This window comes from Bradyrhizobium sp. ORS 285 (assembly GCF_900176205.1).
Classification (GTDB): domain Bacteria; phylum Pseudomonadota; class Alphaproteobacteria; order Rhizobiales; family Xanthobacteraceae; genus Bradyrhizobium.
In genome coordinates, this window is the sequence record NZ_LT859959.1 from 6,141,528 (window position 1) to 6,162,848 (window position 21,321).

The 21,321-nt window shown below is 65.4% G+C and carries 16 protein-coding genes and 1 tRNA gene; 12 read left to right on the plus strand and 5 right to left on the minus strand.

The annotated features are described in order from the left end of the window. The first annotated feature begins 191 nt into the window (after positions 1-191). Positions 192-1,322: an HlyD family secretion protein gene (locus BRAD285_RS27690; RefSeq protein WP_006614119.1), complete on the plus strand. Its 1,131-nt coding sequence runs from the start codon at positions 192-194 to the stop codon at positions 1,320-1,322. Continuing rightward, positions 1,309-2,946, plus strand: a complete 1,638-nt coding sequence (locus BRAD285_RS27695) for an MFS transporter (RefSeq protein ID WP_006614120.1) — start codon at positions 1,309-1,311, stop codon at positions 2,944-2,946. The genes BRAD285_RS27690 and BRAD285_RS27695 overlap by 14 nt, the downstream gene beginning before the upstream one ends. A gap of 207 nt (positions 2,947-3,153) precedes the next feature. Here the strand turns inward: BRAD285_RS27695 and BRAD285_RS27700 are convergent, their stop codons facing one another. Both BRAD285_RS27700 and BRAD285_RS27705 read right to left on the minus strand, forming a co-directional pair. Further along, entirely contained in the window at positions 3,154-4,629 is a 1,476-nt protein-coding gene (locus BRAD285_RS27700; RefSeq protein WP_006614121.1) for a M81 family metallopeptidase, read from the minus strand. A gap of 117 nt (positions 4,630-4,746) precedes the next feature. Further along, a complete protein-coding gene (locus tag BRAD285_RS27705; RefSeq protein WP_006614122.1) occupies positions 4,747-5,364 on the minus strand; it encodes a TetR/AcrR family transcriptional regulator in 618 nt (205 codons plus the stop codon). A 191-nt stretch (positions 5,365-5,555) separates the two neighbouring features. Here BRAD285_RS27705 and BRAD285_RS27710 point away from each other — a divergent pair, with 191 nt between their 5' ends. From BRAD285_RS27710 to BRAD285_RS27740, 7 genes are all read left to right on the plus strand, one after another. Further along, on the plus strand, positions 5,556-6,788 hold the full coding sequence (locus BRAD285_RS27710) for an efflux RND transporter periplasmic adaptor subunit (RefSeq protein ID WP_006614123.1): 1,233 nt from the start codon (positions 5,556-5,558) through the stop codon (positions 6,786-6,788). Positions 6,789-7,044: 256 nt separating this feature from the next. Further along, positions 7,045-10,227 carry an efflux RND transporter permease subunit gene (locus BRAD285_RS27715; protein WP_006610079.1) on the plus strand — a complete coding sequence of 1,061 codons (3,183 nt, stop codon included), beginning with the start codon at positions 7,045-7,047 and terminating at the stop codon, positions 10,225-10,227. Positions 10,228-10,479: 252 nt separating this feature from the next. Beyond that, positions 10,480-10,701, plus strand: a complete 222-nt coding sequence (locus BRAD285_RS35920; RefSeq protein WP_006610080.1) for a hypothetical protein — start codon at positions 10,480-10,482, stop codon at positions 10,699-10,701. Between the two features lie 295 nt (positions 10,702-10,996). Continuing rightward, complete coding sequence (locus BRAD285_RS27725) at positions 10,997-11,998, plus strand: ABC transporter substrate-binding protein (RefSeq protein ID WP_371507732.1); 1,002 nt, start codon at positions 10,997-10,999, stop codon at positions 11,996-11,998. Between the two features lie 89 nt (positions 11,999-12,087). Then, positions 12,088-13,182, plus strand: coding sequence for an ABC transporter ATP-binding protein (locus tag BRAD285_RS27730; protein WP_006610082.1), 1,095 nt, complete (start codon positions 12,088-12,090; stop codon positions 13,180-13,182). Between the two features lie 35 nt (positions 13,183-13,217). Further along, complete coding sequence (locus BRAD285_RS27735; RefSeq protein WP_006610083.1) at positions 13,218-14,327, plus strand: ABC transporter permease; 1,110 nt, start codon at positions 13,218-13,220, stop codon at positions 14,325-14,327. Then, entirely contained in the window at positions 14,324-15,103 is a 780-nt protein-coding gene (locus tag BRAD285_RS27740; RefSeq protein WP_006610084.1) for an ABC transporter permease, read from the plus strand. Before BRAD285_RS27735 ends, BRAD285_RS27740 begins: the two co-directional genes overlap by 4 nt. Positions 15,104-15,256: 153 nt before the next feature. On the opposite strand, the gene BRAD285_RS27745 is transcribed toward BRAD285_RS27740, so the two are convergent. Further along, positions 15,257-16,156 (minus strand): NAD(P)-dependent oxidoreductase, encoded by a 900-nt coding sequence (locus BRAD285_RS27745; RefSeq protein WP_006610085.1) that lies wholly within the window; start codon positions 16,154-16,156, stop codon positions 15,257-15,259. 225 nt (positions 16,157-16,381) lie between these two features. Here BRAD285_RS27745 and BRAD285_RS35515 point away from each other — a divergent pair, with 225 nt between their 5' ends. Further along, positions 16,382-16,543, plus strand: a complete 162-nt coding sequence (locus BRAD285_RS35515) for a hypothetical protein (RefSeq protein ID WP_157681696.1) — start codon at positions 16,382-16,384, stop codon at positions 16,541-16,543. A gap of 1,553 nt (positions 16,544-18,096) precedes the next feature. On the opposite strand, the gene BRAD285_RS27755 is transcribed toward BRAD285_RS35515, so the two are convergent. Together BRAD285_RS27755 and cpdR are read right to left on the minus strand one after the other, a co-directional pair. Then, positions 18,097-18,171, minus strand: a tRNA-Val gene (locus tag BRAD285_RS27755). A 118-nt stretch (positions 18,172-18,289) separates the two neighbouring features. Further along, the gene (cpdR, locus tag BRAD285_RS27760; RefSeq protein WP_006610087.1) at positions 18,290-18,649 is read right to left on the minus strand and encodes a cell cycle two-component system response regulator CpdR; all 360 of its coding nucleotides are present in this window, start codon (positions 18,647-18,649) and stop codon (positions 18,290-18,292) included. A 419-nt stretch (positions 18,650-19,068) separates the two neighbouring features. Between cpdR and BRAD285_RS27770 the strand changes: the two genes are divergently transcribed. Both BRAD285_RS27770 and hisN read left to right on the plus strand, forming a co-directional pair. Then, positions 19,069-19,953 carry an N-formylglutamate amidohydrolase gene (locus BRAD285_RS27770; protein WP_006610089.1) on the plus strand — a complete coding sequence of 295 codons (885 nt, stop codon included), beginning with the start codon at positions 19,069-19,071 and terminating at the stop codon, positions 19,951-19,953. A gap of 499 nt (positions 19,954-20,452) precedes the next feature. Next, positions 20,453-21,241 (plus strand): histidinol-phosphatase, encoded by a 789-nt coding sequence (gene hisN, locus BRAD285_RS27775; RefSeq protein ID WP_006610090.1) that lies wholly within the window; start codon positions 20,453-20,455, stop codon positions 21,239-21,241. Positions 21,242-21,321: the final 80 nt, after the last annotated feature.

Genomic DNA, 21,321 nt, shown 5'->3' on the forward strand with positions numbered 1-21,321 from the left:
ACGGCAGCGTCATCGGCGTCGCATTCCGGGACATCATGGCCCACCGCGTGCCAAGCGCCGGCTCCGGCGGGCACGCGGACTATCCACGAGCTGCGAATGCATATCTCCTCACCCTGGAGTCCAGGTGGCAGGTCCCGCAGAATGGGCTACCACTGGTGCAGCCGGTGAATGTCGGGCGATGGAGGCGTGTCTTGAGTGAAACATCGAGCAGCGTCGATGCGGCGTCCCGTGCGGCGCCACCCCCGCCCTCGCCCGCAGCGTCGCCGGGCCTGTGGGCGCGCCTGGCCATTCCCCTGTTGGCCGTGATCGTCGCGCTGGCCTTCGTGGCGCTCGCAACCAGCCGTTGGAATGCCTGGACCGGCAACGCCACGACCCAGACCACGAACGACGCTTATGTCCGCGCCGACCTGACCCAATTGTCGAGCCGGGTCGCCGGCGAGGTGCTGAAGGTCGCGGTCAGCGATTTCCAACAGGTCAAGGCTGGCGACCTCCTCGTGCAGATCGATCCGGCCGACTACCAGGCCCAGGTCTCGCAGGCCGAGGCCAATGTCGAGGCCGCGCAGGCCGCGCTCGACAATCTCAGCAACCAGGTCGAGCTGCAATACGCGACCATTGCGCAGGCCGAGGCGCAGCAGGTCTCCGCGGGCGCCGCCGAGGTGCAGGCCCGGCAGGAGGAAGAGCGCCAGCAATCGCTGTCGCAGAGCGAGGCCGGCACCAAGCAGCGGCTGGAGCAGGCCACCGCCGCCTATGCCAAGGCGCAGGCCGATGTGCGCGCCAGCCGCGCCGTGATCGCCGCCCAGCGTCATCAGTTGGAGGTGCTGACCGGCACCAAGAAGCAGCGCGGCGCCGACCTCGCCGGGGCCAAGGCAGCGTTGGCGGCCGCCCGGCTCAAGCTCGGCTACACCAAAATCACCGCGCCGTTCGACGGCGTCGTCGGCCAGCGCCAGGTGCAGACCGGCGACTATGTCAATATCGGCAGCAGCCTGATCGCCGTGGTGCCGCTGCCGCAGGTCTTCGTCATCGCCAACTACAAGGAAACGCAGCTCACGCATGTCGCGCCGGGCCAGCCGGTCGACCTCACCGTCGACTCCTTCCCCGGCGAGACGCTGCATGGCCGGGTCGAGCGCATCGCGCCGGCCTCCGGCTCGCAATTCGCGCTGCTGCCGCCCGACAACGCCACCGGCAATTTCACCAAGGTCGTGCAGCGCATTCCGGTGCGCATCGCGCTCGACGCCAACCAGCCGCTGCTCAACCGGCTGCTGCCGGGCATGTCGGTCGTGACCCACATCCGCACCGCAGGCGCGGCCGATGGCAGCAAGTGACGCGATCAGCGCAGCCGATCGCGGGCCGCTGTCGCGCGGCGGCCAGGCGGCACATCCGCTGTTCGCAGTCGGCGCCGTGCTGCTCGGCTCGTTCCTGGCCAATTTCGACAGCCGGCTGACCTCGGTCGGCCTGCCCGACCTGCGCGGCGCATTCTCGCTGGGCTTCGACGAGGGCGCCTGGCTGTCGACTGCCGCGATCGGCTCGCAGATCCTGATCGCGCCGGCGGTGGCGTGGCTCGCGACGGTGTTCGGCCTGCGCCGCGTGCTCGGCATTCCAAGCCTGGTCTATGCGGTGGTGTCGCTGATCATTCCGTTCGTCCGTGACTATCCAACCCTGATCACGCTCGCGATCATCCACGGCATGCTGCTCGGCACCTTCGTGCCGGCGACCCTGATGATCGTCTTCCGCAACCTGCCGATCCGCTGGTGGCTGCCGGCGATCTCGATCTACTCCATCCGCGTCGGCTTCGCGCTTGATACTTCGACGTCGCTGGTCGGCTTCTATGTCGAGCATCTCGGCTGGCAGTGGCTGTATTGGCAGGGCGTCGTGCTGGCGCCGCTGATGACCTTGATGGTCTATCTCGGCACTCCCGCCGAGCCGGTCAATCGCACGTTGCTCGAGAAGGCCGATTGGGGCGGCATGCTGCTGCTCGGCAGCGCGGTGTCGATGATCTATGCCGGGCTCGACCAGGGCAACCGGCTCGACTGGCTGCAATCCGGCACGGTGATGGCGCTGCTCGCCGGCGGCGCCGTGCTGTTCGTGCTGTTCCTGATCAACGAGGCGCTGGCGCCGCAGCCCTGGGCGCATTTCAACGTGCTGTTCTCGCGCAACATCGGGCTCTCGCTGGCCGTGATCCTGCTGTACACGCTCACCAGCCTGTCGAACGCGTCACTGGTCCCGAACTTTCTCGCTGCGATCACGCAGCTGCGGCCGGAGCAGAGCGGTTCACTTCTGCTGGTCTATGGCGCACTGCCGATGGTCGTGCTGGTGCCGCTGCCGATCTGGCTGCTGCGCCATTTCGATCCGCGCATCGTCGTCGTGCTCGGCTTGAGTGCGTTCGCGGCGGCCAATCTGATGGGCACGCAGCTGACCCACGCCTGGGCGCGAGAGGATTTCATCGGCATCGTCGTGCTGCAGTCGATCGGACAGGCGCTGACCTTGCTTCCGATCATCATCCTCGCGCTGTCGAATTCCGATCCGGCGCGCGCAACATCATTCGCGGCCTACATCCAGATCATGCGGCTCGGCGGCGCTGAAATCGGCGTCGCACTGATGGGGACGTGGCTGCGCGTGCGCGAGCAGGTGCATTCGGCGTATCTCGGCCTCAACATCCAGAGCGGCGATGTCGACGTCGCCCGCGCACTGCAGCGGCTCACCGGCTATTTCGCCAGTCATGGCGGCGCACAGGCCAAGGCCCGCGCCGTCGGCACGCTGGCCGCGCAAGTCCAGCGCGAAGCCAATGTGCTCGCTTATCTCGATGCGTTCTGGCTGTGCTTCTGGCTGGCCATCGCCGCGCTGGTGCTGCTCGCCCTGATCACGCGCGCACCGCCTGGCCCGTTCTCGCCGACGCCCATCGGCCTGCGCGCCGCGTGGATGCGGCGGTTCGGATCATCGCCGACGTAAACCGCCGCCCGGCTATTAACTCTTTTGACGAGCAACGCGCCGCGCGAGACGTACGCCGTCGCTGCATGTTGCGCGTCGCTTCGCAGGGCCACGACATCTAGCCATGAACGGATTTCAAACTGTGATTCGCCAGCGATTCGGACGCGGTTCGTTCCAGCCGCGTTCCGAACGTTAACGTCAGCGCTGACAGCGTCGCATTCTGGGACATCATGCGCGCGTCAGTTGCGGCAGCTCGTCGAGCGGCCATTTCGGACGCTTGATCTTCTTGTACGGCAACGTCGTCACGTCGCGCGCGACCACGCCGGGCGCATCGACCATGATGATGTCGGCCGCGATCGGGGCGAACGACGCGCGGAAGTGCTGCGCGGATTTCACCACGACGAGCTTGCGCGTCGACGGATCGCAGCCGAGCTGGGTGAAGAAGTCCTTCCCGAACGCCTGGCAGCGGAACGTCGTGATGACGACCTCGACGCCGCCGGTTGCGATCAGCGCGGAATCGCCGAGCTTCGCCGGCGTGCCGGCGAGCCCGGTCATCACCATGTTCTCCTTCAGCGCCTTGATCTCCCAGGTCGCATCGACCGGATCGCCCGACAGCGGCCCGATCTTGCCGCCGATCCGCAACGGCAGCTTGGCGCCGACGCCGGCATCGAAGGCGATGCGCACCGCGATCGGGTCCCACATCGGGCCGACGCAGACGTTCTCGATCTTCCGCTCGAGCACGCGGCGCAGGATGAAGGTGGAATCGCCCGGCGCGCCGCCGCCGGGATTGTCGCTGGCATCGCCGAGCACGATGGTGCCGTCCTTGGCCAGCGCCTGGTCGAGCGCGGCATCGACGCCGGGCATGCGCTCGGTCACAGCCTCGCGCATGCCGATCAGCTCGTCCGCGAGCTTGCGCGCCAGCGCTTGCGCCTTCGCGCCGTCGGGATCGACGGCCGCATCGCTATACACCAGCACCTTGGTGCCCATCGCGGGCGTGTCGCCCCAGCCAAAGCCGTGCACGACCGACGCCGAGACGATGCCGTCCTTGCCTTCCAGCGCGGTGATACGGTCGACGAAGCTGCGCACCGGCTCGCGCGTGGTGTGCAGAGTGACGATCATGTCGGTGTCGACCAGCGCCTTGCGCAGCTTCAGCCGCTTCTCGGCCAGCTCCGTGCAATGCTTCACCAGATCCTGCGCGCGCTCGAGAATGTCCGTGTGCGGATATTCCTTCCAGCAGATCAGGAGATCGGCGCTGTCCACCATCAGCTCGCTCATATGGACATGCGGATCGAGTGTCGCGCCGATGACAACGTCTGGGCCGACAATCTTGCGGATCTGCGACAGCAGCTCGCCCTCGCAGTCGTCATAGCCGTCGGCGATCATCGCGCCGTGCAGGCCGATCAGCGCCATGTCGATCGGCATCGCGGCCTTGAGGTCGGTGAGGATCTGGTCGCGCAAGGTCTCGAACGCCGCGCGGGTGACGAGCCCGTTCGGCACCGCCGCCGCGACCAGCCCCTCGATCAGCGTCCATCCTTTGGACGGCCCGACCTGCCGCGCCGCCCATAGCGGCCCGCCATGCATCTGCATCTTGTCGGGGTGCTGCCCTGCCGGAAAATACGCACGCTCGTGAAAGGTCCCGAGTCCCGTCGGCATCGGCGCAAAGGTGTTGGTCTCGGTAGCGAGGGCGGCGGAGAAGACACGCATGAAGAAATGGCTCTTGGTTCGCGCTGACAATGAGGCGGCCGCAGGGGACCGCATCGCGTCCGCGAGCACAAGACAGTACGACGGCAGAGCGCCCCGTCGCCCAGCGCATGCGAGCGATCAGTTCGCGGTGACCGGCGCCCGCACCGACTGATCTGCGATGGTCTTGATGGCGACCTCGGCGACCTGCGCCAGCGACTGACGGTCGGCGCCGGAGGACGCCATCACGCTCATGCCGGTGATGACGGCGGAGACGTAGCGCGCCAGCGCGGCGGGGTCGGCGCTCTCGGCCAGGTCGCTCTCTTGCTTCGCACGATCGAAGCGATGCCGGAGCTGCTCCTCGGTCTGGGCGCGCCGCGCGGCGAGCTCGAACGGCACGTTGGCCGAGCCGGAGCCGCAGGCGAGGCCGCCCTGCACCAGCAGGCAGCCAGGGGGATTGGACGGATCGGTCTGCTTCTCGGCAACGCCCATCAGCATCCGCGCGGTGACCTCGCGGGCGGTCGGCGCGCCCAGGACCTCCTCCATCCAGGCCTCGCGGCGCTGGGTGTAGCGGTCGAGCGCGGCCTTGAGCAGCGCCTCCTTGCTGCCGAAGGCGGCATAGAGGCTCGGCGGGTTGATGCCCATGGCGTCGGTGAGCTGGGCGATGGTCGCGCCCTCATAGCCATGGCGCCAGAACACCTCCATCGCCTGGTCCAGCGCGGTGTCGCGATCGAAAGTCCGGGGCCGTCCGACGCCCATGGTGCAAAACTCCTGTTTTCGTCTCCGCCCCGACTGATTCTTATCTATTTGCGATTCCTAGCCATTTCTTTGATCTGGCGCAGCCGCCAAAGTTCCGTCTAGGATTTTCGTAGCATCCGTTACATAAGTCTCTTGCGAACGAGTTGCCAGCGCCACATTTGTAGCGAGCACTACAAATCTGGAGCGGGACAATGCCTTCGCCTGATACGAGTTCCCCTAACCGCCTGAACCGGTGGCTGAGCACCGTCGCTGTTGCCGGCGCGCTGATCGCCGCCGGCTCCTATGCCGGTTCGCACTATTTCCATTTCAGCCCCGTCCCGCAGGCGGCTCACGCCGCGGCGCCGGAACAGGCCGTCCCGGTGACGGTCTCGGTCATCGAACCGCGCAAGGCCAGCCTGTGGGACGAGTTCTCCGGCCGGCTCGAAGCCGTCGAGCGGGTCGAGGTCCGGCCGCGCGTCGCCGGCGCCATCCTTGCCACCAATTTCACCGAGGGCTCGCTGGTGAAGGCCGGCGACGTGCTGTTCAAGATCGACCCCGCGCCCTACGCTGCCGAGGTCGACCGCGCCCAGGCGCAGCTCGAAGCCGCCCGCGCCCGCGCCTCCTTCGCCGCCAATGAGCTCGAGCGCGGCGCGCAGCTGGTCGGCAATTCCATTGTCACCAAGCGCGACTACGACCAGCGCGACAACGGCAATCGCGAGGCGATCGCCAACGTCAAGGCGGCGGAAGCCGCACTCCAGGCGGCCAAGCTCAATCTCGACTACACGCAGGTGCGCGCGCCGGTCGACGGCCGCGTCGGCCGCATCGAGGTCACCGTCGGCAATCTCGTCGCCGCCGGCTCGGCCTCGCCGGTGCTGACCAACCTGGTCTCGGTCAATCCGATCTATGCGAGCTTCGACGCCACCGAGGATGTCGTGCTGCGGGCGCTGGCCGCCGTGGCCGACGCCTCCGGCAAGCGCGGCAATCTCGATCGCATTCCAGTGGAGATGACGACGTCGGGCGGCATCACCGCGTCGGGCCACATCCAGCTGATCGACAACCAGGTGCAGGGCCAGACCGGCACCATCCGCGTCCGCGCCGTGTTCAAGAACGAGACCGGCACCCTGATCCCCGGCCAGTTCGCCCGCGTCCGCATGGGCCAGCCGCAGCAGCAGTCGCTCGTCCTGCTCGACGAGCGCGCCATCGGCACCGACCAGGACAAGAAATTTGTGATGGTGGTCGGCGACGACGAGCGCGCGGTGTACCGGCCGGTCACGCTCGGCGGCAGCGTCGAAGGCCTGAGGATCATCTCGGCGGGGCTGAAGCCTGGCGAGCGCGTGGTCGTCAACGGCCTGCAGCGCGTGCGGCCAGGGGCACTGCTGAAGACGCAGGTGGCCGCGATGGGCGCACGCGATGGGGCTGACACGAAGCAACTGGCGCAGCGCTGATCATGATTAGTCGATTCTAGTCCGACGCGGACGGTGCGCTCCCTCTCCCCGTTCTTCACGGGGAGAGGGTTGGGGTGAGGGGCAGCCACACCCACCGACCGTGCTGAAAGTCCCCCTCACCCGGATTGCATCTGGCGATGCAATCCGACCTCTCCCCGCACGCGGGGAGAGGCGCAGACCGAGTTCGCGGCACGACCGATAAAGCCAACTAACAACGTCAGCCCCACGCTGACCTCTCCCGACCACGGGGCCTTCCATGAACCTTTCCAAATTCTTCATCGACCGGCCGATCTTCGCAGGCGTGCTGTCGACGCTCATCTTTCTGGGCGGCCTGATCGCCCTGTTCTCGATGCCGATCTCGGAATATCCCGACGTCGTGCCGCCCTCCGTCGTGGTGCGCGCGACCTATCCCGGCGCCAACCCGAAGGTGATCGCCGAGACGGTGGCGACGCCGATCGAGGAGCAGATCAACGGCGTCGAGAACATGCTCTATATGAGCAGCCAGGCGACCACCGACGGCGCGATGACGCTGACCGTCACCTTCAAGCTCGGCACCGATCCGGACAAGGCGACGCAGCTGGTGCAGAACCGGGTGCAGCAGGCCGAGCCGCGGCTGCCGGCCGTCGTGCGCCAGCTCGGCGTCATCACCAAGAAGAGTTCGCCCGACCTCACCATGGTCGTGCATCTGATCTCGCCCAACGGCCGCTACGACACCACTTACCTGCGCAACTACGCGGTGCTCAACGTCAAGGACCGGCTGGCGCGCATCGACGGCGTCGGTGACGTGCAGCTGTTCGGCGCCGGCGACTATTCGATGCGGGTCTGGGTCGATCCGCAGAAGGCGGCCGAGCACGGCCTCTCCGCCTCCGACATCGTCAAGGCGATCCAGGCACAGAACGTCGAAGCCGCCGCCGGCGTGGTCGGCGCGTCGCCAAGTGTCAAAGGCCTCGACCTGCAGCTCTCGGTCAATGCCGAGGGCCGGCTCTCCAACGAGGACCAGTTCGCCGACATCGTGGTGAAGACCGGCGCGCATGGCGAGGTCACGCGGCTGCGCGACGTCGCCCGCATCGAGCTCGGCGCCTCCGAATACGGCCTGCGCTCGCTGCTCGACAACAAGCAGGCGGTGGCGATCCCGATCTTCCAGGCGCCCGGCTCCAACGCGCTGCAGATCTCCGACAATGTCCGCGCCACCATGGCCGAGATCAAGAAGACGATGCCGGAAGGCGTCGAGTATCACATCGTCTACGACCCGACCCAGTTCGTGCGCTCCTCGATCGAGGCCGTCGTGCACACGCTGTTCGAGGCGATCGTGCTGGTCGTGATCGTGGTGATCCTGTTCCTGCAGACCTGGCGCGCCTCGATCATCCCGCTGCTGGCCGTTCCCGTCTCCATTGTCGGCACCTTCGCGGTGATGCATCTGTTCGGCTTCTCGATCAACGCGCTCAGCCTGTTCGGCCTGGTGCTCGCGATCGGCATCGTCGTCGACGACGCCATCGTCGTGGTCGAGAACGTCGAGCGCAACATCGAAGCGGGGCTATCCCCGCGCGACGCCACCTATCAGGCGATGCGCGAGGTGTCCGGGCCGATCATCGCGATCGCGCTGGTGCTGGTCGCGGTGTTCGTGCCGCTCGCCTTCATCTCCGGCCTGACCGGGCAGTTCTACAAGCAGTTCGCGCTGACGATCGCGATCTCCACCGTGATCTCGGCCGTGAACTCGCTCACCCTGTCGCCGGCGCTGTCGGCGCTGCTGCTCAAGGGCCACCACGACCCGAAGGACCGCCTCACCCGCATCCTCGACCGCTCGCTCGGCTGGTTCTTCCGCGGCTTCAACCGCGCCTTCGTCCGCGCCTCCGACAATTACAGCGGCAGCGTCTCCCGGGTGATCGGCGGCAAGGCGGCCGTGATGATTCTCTACGTGCTGCTGATCGGCGCCACCGGCTTCCTGTTCAAGCAGGTGCCGGGCGGCTTCGTGCCGGGCCAGGACAAGCAGTATCTGGTCGGCTTCGCCCGCCTGCCGGACGGCGCCACGCTCGACCGCTCCGAGGAGGTGATCCGCAAGATGAGCGACATCGCGCTGACGCAACCCGGTGTCGAGAGCTCGATCGCCTTTCCCGGTCTGTCGATCTCCGGCTTCACCAACTCCTCCAATGCCGGCATCGTGTTCTCCGGCCTGAAGCCGTTCGACGAGCGCAAGGATCCGTCGCTGTCGGGTCCGGCGCTGGCGATGCAGCTCAACAAGAAATACGCCGGGATCCAGGACGCGTTCATCGCGATGTTCCCGCCGCCGCCGGTCAACGGTCTGGGCACGATCGGCGGCTTCAAGCTGCAGATCGAGGATCGCGCCGGCCGCGGCTACGAGGCGCTGAACGACGTCACCACCGCCTTCATGGGCGCCTTGCAGAAGTCGCCGGAGATCGCCGGCGCGTTCTCGAGCTTCCAGGTCAACGTGCCGCAGCTGTTCGCCGACATCGACCGCACCAAGGCGCTGCAGCTCGGCGTTCCCGTGACGGAGGTGTTCAACACGCTGCAGATCTACCTCGGCTCGTACTACGTGAACGACTTCAACAAATTCGGCCGCACCTATTCGGTGCGCGTGCAGGCCGACGCGCCGTTCCGCGCCCGCGCCGACGACATCCGCCAGCTCAAGGTGCGTTCGTCGTCCGGCGAGATGGTGCCGCTGTCGGCGCTGCTCAACGTCCGGCAGAGCGCAGGTCCCGAGCGGGCGATCCGCTACAACGGCTTCCTGTCGTCGGACATCAACGCTGCAGCAGCCCCCGGCTACTCGTCGGGCCAGGCGCAGGCGGCGGCCGAGAAGATCGCCGCGGAAGTGCTGTCTCCTGGATTTGCCTTCGAATGGACCGATCTGACCTATCAGGAGTTCATCGCCGGCAACTCCGGTCTCTGGGTGTTCCCGCTCGCGATCCTCCTGGTGTTCCTGGTGCTGGCCGCGCTCTACGAGAGCCTCACTCTGCCGCTGGCGATCCTGATGATCGTGCCGATGGCGCTGCTGGCGGCGATGGCCGGCGTCTGGATCTCGAAGGGCGACAACAACATCTTCACCCAGATCGGCCTGATCGTGCTCGTCGGCCTCTCGGCCAAGAACGCGATCCTGATCGTCGAATTCGCGCGCGAGCTCGAATTCGCCGGACGCACGCCGCTGCGTGCGGCGATCGAGGCCAGCCGGCTCCGGTTGCGGCCGATCCTGATGACGTCGATGGCGTTCATCATGGGCGTGCTGCCGCTGGTGCTCTCGACCGGCGCCGGCTCGGAAATGCGGCGCGCGATGGGTGTGGCGGTGTTCTCCGGCATGATCGGCGTCACCGTGTTCGGCCTGTTCCTGACGCCCGTGTTCTACGTGCTGCTGCGAACCCTCACCGGCATGAGGCCGCTCACCCAGCATGGCGGCCACGGCACGGTGGCGGCTCAGCCTGCGGAGTAAACGGCGATGTGAACAGGCGTGATGTCGGACACGGAGAAACGCGACCGTCTCTTGTAACGTACAGGCAAGTGACGGTTGGCGTCCTCATCACGCTTCCCCCGATGATCCGGTGCACGATCAATTTTCGCGAGATGTGAACCGGATCACAGACCAGCGCAGCGCGATGGAGGACGCCAACTCCAGCACGTTGCGCCGACCCGGCGGCCTGTCCCGCACCAGGCCGCCGGGTCATTTGACCAAAGGAGTTGCAGCATGGATTTTTTGAATCAAATGGTCGCAGCCCGGCTAATGAGGACCGCCGAGGGTTTTCAGCGCATCGGCGCGCATCGTGCCTTTCGCCGGCTGGCCGGCCCGGGCAGCGCCGCTGTCAACGCACGCCCCTCCGTCGGCCTGATCGTCGATAATTCGGCGACGTGCGACCCATCGCTCTCGCAGATCTGCCCGGAGCGCGACGGCTGCGGCGCCGGCCTTTAAGTCGGCGCTGGTCTGTCGACGCCGACGGAGCATTCCCGCAGCCATCCCGACGTCACGCTGTTGCAGTGCCGTTTCGCATGGCGCTAACGCCAAAATAGCATCAACATCCGGTGAAAACTCGCGCTTGCCAGCGGAATGGGCAGCCGATAGCTTTTTGCACCTTTCAAAGTGCGACGGATCATTGAGCATGTTTTCTCTGCGAACCAGCCTTCGAACAGCAACGGCGCCCACCAGAACGGACCGGGCACGCGCGATGCGACCTGGTTCGCGCACCGTGCTGGTGGCCGCGGCTGCGATGCTCGCGCTTGCCGCGTCGGCAGAGGCGCGGGACCTCACGGTGGTCTCATGGGGCGGCAACTACCAGGACGCACAGCGCAAGATCTACTTCCAGCCGTTTGCCGCCAAGCTCGGCGCCACCGTGCTCGACGAGAGCTGGGACGGCGGCTACGGCGTGCTGCAGGCCAAGGTGAAGGCCGGCGTGCCGAACTGGGATGCGGTGCAGGTCGAGGCCGAGGAGCTCGAGCTCGGCTGCAGCGACGGCATCTATGAGAAGATCGACTGGAGCAAGCTCGGCGGCAAGGACGGCTTCATTCCGGCCGGCGTCAGCGATTGCGGCGTCGGCGCCATCGTCTGGTCCACCGGCATGGCGTTCGACGGCGACAAGATCAAGGACGGGCCGAAGACCTGGGCGGATTTCTGGGACACGACGAAGTTTCCCGGCAAGCGCGGCCTGCGCAAGGGCGCCAAGTACACGCTCGAATTCGCATTGATGGCCGATGGCGTGCCGGCCACCGACGTCTACAAGGTGCTGAAGACCAAGGAGGGCGTCGAGCGCGCCTTCAAGAAGCTCGATGCGCTGAAGCCCGACATCGTCTGGTGGGAGGCCGGCGCGCAGCCGCTGCAATTGCTGTCGTCGGGCCAGGTCGCGATGACCTCGGTCTATAACGGCCGCATCACCGCCATCAACCGCACCGAGGGCAAGCATTTCGGCTTCGTCTTCCCGGGCAGCATCTATGCCGTCGACAGCTGGGTGGTGCTGAAGGGCTCGCCGAACAAGGACGCGGCGATGAACTTCATCGCGTTTGCGAGCCAGGCCGACAATCAGGCCAAGCTGCCGGAATACATCGCCTACGGCCTGCCGAACATCGCCGCCGCCAAGCTGGTGCCGGAGAAATACGCCGCGGAGCTGCCGACCACGCCGGACAATCTCAAGCAGGCGATCGCGCTCGACGTCGGCTTCTGGACCGACAATTCGGAAGAGCTGTCGAAGCGCTTCAACGCCTGGCTGGCGCGCTAAATCCCGACGCTCTGGACGCACGATCCTCGCATCGTGCGTCCGCCTCATGTGCCAGCGTACCGGCGTGTTTGGCGCCGAAAGCCTCCCTCATGGACACCCCCTTCATCTCGTTCCGGCAGGTGGTCAAGCGCTTCGGCCCGTTGACCGTCGTCGACCATCTCGATCTCGACATCACCAGAGGCGAGTTCATCGCCCTGCTCGGCCCCTCCGGCTCCGGCAAGACCACGCTGTTGATGATGCTCGCCGGCTTCGAGCAGCCGACCAGCGGCACGATCGCGGTCGATGGCGTCCGGGTCGACGGCCTGCCGCCGCACAAGCGCAACATGGGCGTGGTGTTCCAGAACTACGCGCTGTTTCCGCATATGAGCGTGCGCGACAACATCGCCTTTCCGTTGAAGATGCGCAACGCGCCCAAAGCGGAGATCGCCACGCGCGTGGCGCGCGTGCTCGACATGGTCAAGCTCTCCGCCATGGCCGAGCGCAAGCCGGCGCAGCTCTCGGGCGGCCAGCAGCAACGCGTGGCGCTGGCCCGCGCGCTGGTGTTCGAGCCGCAGGTGGTGCTGATGGACGAGCCGCTCGGCGCGCTCGACAAGAAGCTGCGCGAGCAGATGCAGCTCGACATCCGCGACCTGCACCGCCGGCTGGGCCTGACCATCGTGTTCGTCACCCATGATCAGGACGAGGCGCTGACGATGTCCGACCGCATCGCCGTGTTCAACCATGGCAGGATCGAGCAGATCGGCACGCCGCGCGAGATCTACGAGATGCCGCGCACGCCGTTCGTCGCCGAGTTCATCGGCGAGACCAATCTTTTGTCGTGCAAGGTCGACTCCCATGTTGGCGAGGCCGTGCATCTGACCACGGAGTCCGGGCTCTCGCTGACGGCGCATGCCAGCACGAAGCCTATCGACGGCGGCAAGGTGCGCGTCTCGATCCGCCCCGAGGCGATCCGGATCAACGATCATGCCGCGGCGACGGCGAACCGTGCCACCGCGCGCATCCTCGACGCGGTCTATTTCGGCGATCACATGCGGCTCGTCGCTGCTGTCGGCGAGCAGCGGCTGATCATCAAGGGCGACCGGATGAGCGAGGCGGCGGAGGTCGGTCGCGAGGTGGCGCTGTCCTTTGCCGCGTCGGATGTCTGGGTGGTGGGATCATGCGACCAGACCTCAACCAGCGCTTGAAGGCAGCCCTGCTGCTCGCGCCGCTTTTGGCGTTCATGCTGTCGTTCTTCGTCGTGCCGCTGGTGACGATGATGAAGTCGGCGGTGTCGGATCCCGTCGCGACCGAGGCGCTGCCGCGCACGGCGCGCGCGTTGTCGGGGTGGGACCGCCGCGGCGCGCCGCCCGCAGCGGCACAGGCCGCCTTTGCCGACGACATCCGCGCGCTAGAGAATGACGAGCAGTTCGGCGATCTCGTCCGCCGCCTCAACAGCGCACAATCCGGCTTCCGCAGCCTGCTCGGCAAGACCCGCCGCGCGCTCGACGGCAGCGGTGCGGTCGACCTCGCGAGCATCGATCCGCGCTGGAGCGAGACGTCCTACTGGACGACGATCGCCGAGGCCGTCGCGTCGCCCTGGACCGACAAGAACCTGCTCGCGGCCGTCGATCTCGAGCGCAACGCATCCGGCAGCATCGCGGCGATGCCCGAGGGCGCGTCGGCCAACCGGCTGATCATGATCCGGACCTTCATCACCTCGGCGCTGGTCACGCTGGCCTGCATCCTGATCGGCCTGCCCTATGCGATGGTGGCGGCCTCGGTCGAGGGCTGGCGTCGGCAGGTGCTGCTCGGCGCCGTGCTGCTGCCGCTATGGACCTCGCTGCTGGTGCGCACCGCGGCGTGGTACGTCGTGCTGCAGGACAACGGCCTGATCAATGCGACCTTGAAGGGGCTCGGCCTGACCTCGGCGCCGATCCCGCTGATGTTCAACCGGCTCGGCGTGGTCATCGCGATGACCCATGTGCTGCTGCCGTTCATGGTGCTGCCGATCTTCAGCGTGCTGATATCGATCCCGCGCAATCTGATGCCGGCGGCCGCCTCGCTCGGCGCGCATCCGCTGCGCGCCTTCTTCCACGTGCTGCTGCCGCTGTCGATGCGCGGCGTCGTCTCCGGCGCCCTGCTCGTGTTCATGGCCGCCCTCGGCTACTACATCACGCCCGCGCTGATCGGCGGCGCCAACGACCAGATGATCTCGTCCGTCATCGCCTATTACGCGACTGGTGCTGCGAACTGGGGCATGGCGGGCGCACTCGGCCTGGTGCTGCTGGCGATGACCATCCTGCTCTACGCCATCTATATGCGCCTGACGGTCGAGGAGCAGCGCGCATGAGGCCGCTGCCGCTCCTCAAGTTCGTGTTCGCCGCGTTCGTGGTGATCTTCCTGCTCGGGCCGCTCGTGGCCGTGCTGCCGCTGTCGCTGACCGACAGCGTGTTCCTGAACTATCCCATATCAGGCTATTCGACACGCTGGTTCCGCGAGCTCGTCACCGCCGAGTCCTGGCGGCTGTCGATCGTCAACAGCCTCCTGATCGGCACCGGCACCACGGTGCTCGCCACCCTGCTCGGCACCCTCGCCGCGCTCGGCCTGCGCGGCAAGCGCGCCTCGCTGCTGATCTCGACATTGCGCACGGTGTTCCTGCTGCCGATGGTGGTGCCCGCGGTGGTGCTTGGTGTGGGCATGCAGCTGATGTTCGCGCGCTATGGCCTCACCAACACCTATCTCGGCGTCATCATCGCCCACACCGTGGTGGCCGTGCCGTTCGTGCTGGTCAATGTCTCCTCGGCTTTGCAGGGCGTCGACATCAGGCTGGAGCAGGCGGCCGCCAGTCTCGGCGCCGCGCCGCCGACGGTGCTGTTCTCGGTGACGCTTCCCATTGCGCTCCCCGGCATCATCTCCGGCGCGCTGTTCGCCTTCGCGACCTCGCTCGACGAGGTCGTACTCACCCTGTTCGTCGCCGGCCCTAACCAGCGCACGCTCGCCCGGCAGATGTTCGCCACCATCCGCGAGAACATCAGCCCTGCCATCGTGTCGGCCGCGGCGGTCTTCATCGTCGGCACCATCGTGCTGTCACTCGCGATGCTGGCGATCCGGCGGCGGATGGCGTGACGCGCGGCGTGCACGTAAGGCAATTGGGTTACTCGTCATGCCCGGGCTTGTCCCGGGCATCCACGTCCTTCCGCTAGGCCCGACGTGGATGGCCGGGACGAGCCCGGCCATGACGTTGTGGAGAGAGCCGAGCATATCTCGCGATTGCGTGCCCTACCCCGCCTTCACATATTTCCGCCAGTCGTGCTCCTCCTTGAACCCGAGCACCTCGCGCGCCTTGCGGTTCGACAGCGGCGCCTCGCGTTCGCCGAGCTCGCGGGTCACCGGCACATTCGGACAATAGCGCCGCAGCAGCTCCTGCGTCGGCATGTTGGCCGTCACGGTATCGTTCACCGCATTGAACACCTGGAAGCCGAGCCCGTCCTTGGCGATTGCCAGATGCACGATCTCGCCGAGGTCACGCGCGTCGATGTAGGACCACGCATTGCGCTTGCGCGACGGCGGGTCGGCGAGGAAGCGCGGGAACATGTCGTATTCGTCAGGCTCGATGACGTTGCCGATCCGCAAGCAGTAGATGTCGATGCCGTAACGCATCGCAAATGCCCGCGCGGTCTTCTCGTTGACCACCTTCGACAGCCCGTAGGAATCCATCGGGTCGATGTCGTAATCCTCCTCGAGCGGGAAGCTGTGGAAGTCCTTGTCGCCCTCGGCGAAGCAGACCCCATAGGTGGTCTCGCTGGAGGCGATGATGATCTTGCGCACGCCGAGCTTGGCCGCGGCCTCGATCACGTTGTAGGTCGAGATCGTATTGACCCGGAACGTCTCGTTGTCAGGCTCGATCAGCACCCGCGGGATCGCGGCGAAATGCACCACGGCGTCCGGTGCCTGTGCCGGCCGCCCGGCATTGAAGCCGCCAAAGCCATAATGCGTCGTCAGCGCATTGAACGCCTGGCCGCTATCGGTGAGGTCGGCGACCAGCGTGTTGATCCCGGGATGATCGAACGGCTTGAGGTCGACATTGAGCAGCTCATAGCCCTTGGCCTTGAGATGCGGCAGCACGTGCCGTCCCGCCTTGCCGGTTCCTCCGGTGAACACCACGCGCTTTGTTGTCATTGGTCTTGCCATCCTCGTGAGTGCGTCGACGCCTGGGTTCTATCAGTTTTTCGCAGGAGTGCTCCATAGGAACCTGACCCAAGAGGGCCGGAGCCGGTCGGCCCGAGAACGCTCGCCCGAAGCCTGATTTGCCCTCCCGGCGGACCGCCTGCGACGGCGTCGGCCGAATGAACCTTTCTGTCCGTTCCGCTGACCTATTCATATTGGGCGAGATGGAGGTCGCAAATGACGACTCTGGCCAAAGCTATCTCGAAAGCCTTTTCTGATTCATCAAATGGCATTTCAGACGCGCTGCTCAAGCAGCTCCTGCTGGCCGCTGCCGCAGTTTTGCTGGTGGCGGCAATGGCGCTGACCTACGGGCTTGATCTCAGTCCCGGATTGTTCTGACCGGGCGACGTCCGGCGCAGCACGCACGACCGGCCGAGACCCGACAGCAATCTTGGTCCGCCACTTGAGATTCATCTTGCGGGACATTCGTTTCTGACCCCGGTCATGCGAGCGCCCATCGCAGGTGCGACTTGGCAGATCAGTGATCGCAACTGGTCGGATCAAGACGTCTTCAATCTAGCGAAACGGCTCAACGATACCCGGAACGGACAGATACAATTCCGAACGGTCCAACCAACGAAGTAGTCCGCTTCGGGTCAAAAAGCGGACGCTCGGTCCGTTGGCCGGCTGGGTCCAATTGATCTCGATGAGCCGACGTCGCTAATCCCAATGAGGAGACCGCCTTAGGTCAATGCGAGGCCAGTTCGTCACTCATACTGCTAGACGGGATATCGCCACCGCAGAGCGCGACGAACGACAATGAGCGCCAAAACATTTGCCAAAAGACTCAACCAAAGGATCGCCGGGACTGACAGCGCGATGCATGCGTGAATCAGGAAAATGAGCTGCCCAATCAGGCCGGCAAGAAGCGCGACTCGAATCCAGCCCAACAGCGTTCGCGGTATCCAATCATCGGACTCTGCGATTAAATGCGACGCGATCCATGCTCCCAAGAATTCCATGCTCTGCCCTGGCGTCGTTTGAGAGTATGTAAGAGCTAACTTCAATATTGATCAAGCCCGCTTTGGCTCTAAAGCCAACGTCCAGCCCTCCGACAGCGCAATTCCGATTGCTCCGGTAAAGCCGAATTTTTCTCTTTCATTTTTTCCGAATTCATGTATATCTATCGCCATCCCGTCTCACACGAGGGGCGCTTCGCGGTCGTCACGAACGTCGAGGCGGGATGCGGTGGGCGTGTTGTTGTCGCAGCGTGGTTGTCCGCGCCGACGAACGACAGCGATGCGCACGGTCAAGTCGCGTGGTCCTGACACCCCGACGCTGGTGTCACGTCCGTGGCGGCGCTCACGCGCCGCGCTGATAACGGTGGCCAGAAAGCCCGGCGCACCGGGGAGAGCGCGAAGCAGCCGTCAAAACCATCGCGCGGGGAATGCCGGGTGTTCTCGGCTGAACCTGTGGTGACTGCCGCCTGCTTTCTTTTCTGCAGGCGGGCCATGGGTGCGGCCAGCGCCCGGCATTCCCCGTGCCCTCTTCTCGGGAAGAGGGACATCGATCAGCAAAGCTCGGACGCGAGAACGCGCCGCGGGGCAGCGAAGCCATGTTTGCCGCCATCATCACGATCCAGCCGCCGTCATTGCGAGCGAAGCGACGCAACGCAGGGTCACGTGTGCGACTCTGGATTGCTTCGTTGCAACTGCTCCTCGCAATGACGGAGATAGAGAGAGTGACCGAAGCCCTCGGCATGGATTGCCGGTTCACGCCAGGGCTGCCCCGGTCACGGCGCCCCAGCGGCAGAAGGAGTTGCGCTTGCGTTCGCAATGGCCGCCGCCCTGCGAGCGTCTCGGCAGCGAGCGCCGATCACTGCGCATTCACAACGGAGGATCTTCAATGATCGAAAACTGGGACCAGGCTGGGCCACCGGCCATTTCGGCCGATGGTGGGCACGACAGGGATCGAACCTGTGACCCCTACCATGTCAAGGTAGTGCTCTCCCGCTGAGCTACGTGCCCTAATCCAACGATCCGTTCGGGTGGGCGTCCCTATATCGGCTCCCACGCAGGCAGGCAAGGACGCAAAATGCCGAAATTGGGAATAATCCGCGAATTCGCGGACAAGGCCTGCGGCGGCTCAGGCCGCCAGCATCTTATTGACCTCGCTGACGAGCTCGCGCAGGTGCACCGGCTTGGACAGCACCTTGGCATTCTTGGGCGCCTCCGAATCGGAGTTCAGCGCGACCGCGGCGAAGCCGGTGATGAACATGATCTTGATGTCCGGATCGAGCTCGGAGGCGCGGCGCGCCAGCTCGATGCCGTCCATCTCCGGCATCACGATGTCGGTGAGCAGCATCTCGAACGGCTCCTCGCGCAGCCGCTGGTAGGCCGACATGCCATTGTCGTGGGGCGAGACCTGGAACCCGGCATTTTCCAATGCCTTGACCAGGAAGCGGCGCATGTCGTTGTCGTCTTCGGCGAGCAGGATCTTGTGCATGGCGTGGGAGTCTGAACCGGTGAGAGGCGGAGCGTTGCCGCCACTAAGCCTGACGGGCGGTAAATTTCGGGTGAAAGATTGCGCCTTTTGATCCGACATCGACAAGGCAATTTCAGGGCTGAAGCTTGGCCGTTCACGGCGACGCGGCGCGCCCGCTCAGAGTTGTTCCAAACGACGGATGAACTTTTTCATTGCTTTTCGCTTGGCAGAACGGCCCGGATTATCGAAGATACAGGCTTGCGCATCAGCAGTAACGGCGTTGTCCAGCGCTCTACGGCCGGAGGATACCGGCGCATCGACGGACGTGACATCGAGCGACGTGACATAGACGGACCTGACATAAACGGACGTGACATCGACCCAAATGACGTGGAAGCACGTGACAGTGAAGCACGTGACCGAGGGGACGGCGCCCAGCAATGACGGACTTTGAAGGCGAATTGCCGCCGTTCGAGATCATGGAGCCTGCCGAATGGCGCGCGCCCATCATCTTCAATTCGCCGCACTCCGGCTCCGTCTATCCCGACGAGTTCCTGCTGGCCTCGCGAATCGACCTGCCGTCGCTGCGACGCTCGGAAGATTCGTTCATGGACGAATTGATCGCCGATCTGCTGGAGCGCGGCTTTCCCGTCGTGCGCGTGCACTTTCCGCGCTGCTATGTCGACGTCAACCGCGAGCCCTATGAGCTCGATCCAAGGATGTTCACCGGCCGGCTGCCGAGCTTCGCCAACACCCGCTCCATGCGGGTCGCGGGCGGCCTCGGCACCATCCCCCGCGTCGTCGGCGACGGCCAGGAGATCTATCGCGACCGGCTGAACGTCGACGAGGCGCTGCACCGGATCGAGACGCTGTACAAACCCTATCACCGCGCCTTGCGCCGGCTGATCAACCGCGTGCACCAGCAGTTCGGCACCGTCGTGCTGGTCGACTGCCATTCGATGCCGTCGGTCGGCGTGTCCCGTGACGAGCCGCGGCGGCCCGACATGGTGATCGGCGATCGCTACGGCACGAGCTGCGCCTCGCTGCTGCCGGACCTGTTCGAGGACGTGCTCGGGCGCCTCGGCTATTCGGTCGGCCGCAACAAGCCTTACGCCGGCGGCTTCATCACCGAGCATTACGGCAACCCGGCTTCGGGGCTGCACGCGATTCAGATCGAGCTCAACCGCGCGATCTACATGGACGAGCGCAAGCGCGAGCGCGGCCCGCGCTTCGCCCAGGTCGCCTCCGATCTCGCCGTGCTCGCCGAAGTGCTGGCGACCGTGCCGCTCGGCGACCTCGGACCGTTCCAGGCCGCCGCGGAATAGAGGGCGCGCACTTTCTCTGCGTAGGCGCGTTGCGCCGATCGCGTCGGCGCAAAGCTCGACGCAAAAAAAAGGGCCGCTTGAATGACAAGCGGCCCAAGTCTAGGGAGGAAACGCCCAAGGAGGGCAGCGATAACGCGAAGCGCTACCGCACCGCAACAATATGCAGATGCGCTGCACAAAACGCAAGGGTTTTTCGGCTGAACTCCATGCAAAAAACACAGGCCCGGTTTGCACTCAGCGCGACCCGAGCGGCATTTCATCCGTTCCATCAATGGGTTGATTGAAAAGTCTGATCAATCGACCTCGGGCCGGATCATTTCGTTTCCGGTTTCGATTGGCCGCTCGAGGCCGAAAACGCGCGCGATGTGAACCCCTGATGTCACCGAACGGTATCCAAGATGCCAAGTCGCCGTTCCATCTCCGGATGCGCGCCCGGTCGCTTTGAGCTAGGCATGATCCGGCTCGCGCGCCATCCGATTCCCTCACCGAAGGACGTGTTGTGACGGTCATCGACTTCTCTGCCTTCATCGGCCGCCTGGCGACGGCCTCGGGCGAAACCATCCTGCCGTTCTTCCGGACCTCGCTCCTGGTCGACAACAAGAGCAACCGGCACGATTTCGACCCGGTCACCGAGGCCGACCGCGCCGCCGAGGCGGTGATGCGCCGGCTGATCAAGGCCAACTTCCCTCAGCACGGCATCGTCGGCGAGGAGTTCGGCAATGAGCGCGAGGACGCCGACTATGTCTGGGTGCTCGACCCGATCGACGGCACCAAATCGTTCATCGCGGGCTTTCCGACCTGGGGCACGCTGATCGCGCTCTTGCACAAGGGCACACCGGTGTTCGGCATGATGCACCAGCCGTTCATCGCCGAGCGCTTCGCCGGCGACAACGGCTCGGCTAACTACAAGAACGCCAGCGGCGAGCGGCGGCTGTCGGTGCGGCGCTGCGAGCGGCTCGAGGACGCGGTGTGCTATACGACGAGCCCGCTGCTGATGAACGAGAGCGATCGCGCGATCTTCGCCAAGGTCGAGTCCGAGACGCGGCTGTCGCGCTATGGCGGCGACTGCTACTCCTACTGCATGCTGGCGGCCGGCCATCTCGACCTCGTCATCGAGACCGAGCTCAAGCCCTACGACATCGCAGCCCTGATCCCGATCATCAACGGCGCCGGCGGCATCGTCACCGACTGGGAGGGCGGTCCGGCGCAGAACGGCGGCCGGATCATCGCGGCCGGCGACAAGCGCGTGCACGAGGCGGCGCTGAAGCGGCTCGCCGAAGCGGGGTAACGACGGTCCGTACAACTACGGGAAGCGCACAACAGAATGCATTGTTAACAACACGTTGATCTCCCCCGCCTAGGATTTGT

Bases quoted from the DNA above. Each gene is read 5' to 3' on its own strand.
- BRAD285_RS27695 (WP_006614120.1), top strand. From the start codon at position 1,309: ATGGCAGCAAGTGACGCGATCAGCGCAGCCGATCGCGGGCCGCTGTCG.
- BRAD285_RS27700 (WP_006614121.1), bottom strand. From the start codon at position 4,629: ATGCGTGTCTTCTCCGCCGCCCTCGCTACCGAGACCAACACCTTTGCG.
- BRAD285_RS27705 (WP_006614122.1), bottom strand. From the start codon at position 5,364: ATGGGCGTCGGACGGCCCCGGACTTTCGATCGCGACACCGCGCTGGAC.
- BRAD285_RS27710 (WP_006614123.1), top strand. From the start codon at position 5,556: ATGCCTTCGCCTGATACGAGTTCCCCTAACCGCCTGAACCGGTGGCTG.
- BRAD285_RS27715 (WP_006610079.1), top strand. From the start codon at position 7,045: ATGAACCTTTCCAAATTCTTCATCGACCGGCCGATCTTCGCAGGCGTG.
- BRAD285_RS35920 (WP_006610080.1), top strand. From the start codon at position 10,480: ATGGATTTTTTGAATCAAATGGTCGCAGCCCGGCTAATGAGGACCGCC.
- BRAD285_RS27725 (WP_371507732.1), top strand. From the start codon at position 10,997: ATGCTCGCGCTTGCCGCGTCGGCAGAGGCGCGGGACCTCACGGTGGTC.
- BRAD285_RS27730 (WP_006610082.1), top strand. From the start codon at position 12,088: ATGGACACCCCCTTCATCTCGTTCCGGCAGGTGGTCAAGCGCTTCGGC.
- BRAD285_RS27735 (WP_006610083.1), top strand. From the start codon at position 13,218: ATGCTGTCGTTCTTCGTCGTGCCGCTGGTGACGATGATGAAGTCGGCG.
- BRAD285_RS27740 (WP_006610084.1), top strand. From the start codon at position 14,324: ATGAGGCCGCTGCCGCTCCTCAAGTTCGTGTTCGCCGCGTTCGTGGTG.
- BRAD285_RS27745 (WP_006610085.1), bottom strand. From the start codon at position 16,156: ATGACAACAAAGCGCGTGGTGTTCACCGGAGGAACCGGCAAGGCGGGA.
- BRAD285_RS35515 (WP_157681696.1), top strand. From the start codon at position 16,382: ATGACGACTCTGGCCAAAGCTATCTCGAAAGCCTTTTCTGATTCATCA.
- cpdR (WP_006610087.1), bottom strand. From the start codon at position 18,649: ATGCACAAGATCCTGCTCGCCGAAGACGACAACGACATGCGCCGCTTC.
- BRAD285_RS27770 (WP_006610089.1), top strand. From the start codon at position 19,069: ATGACGGACTTTGAAGGCGAATTGCCGCCGTTCGAGATCATGGAGCCT.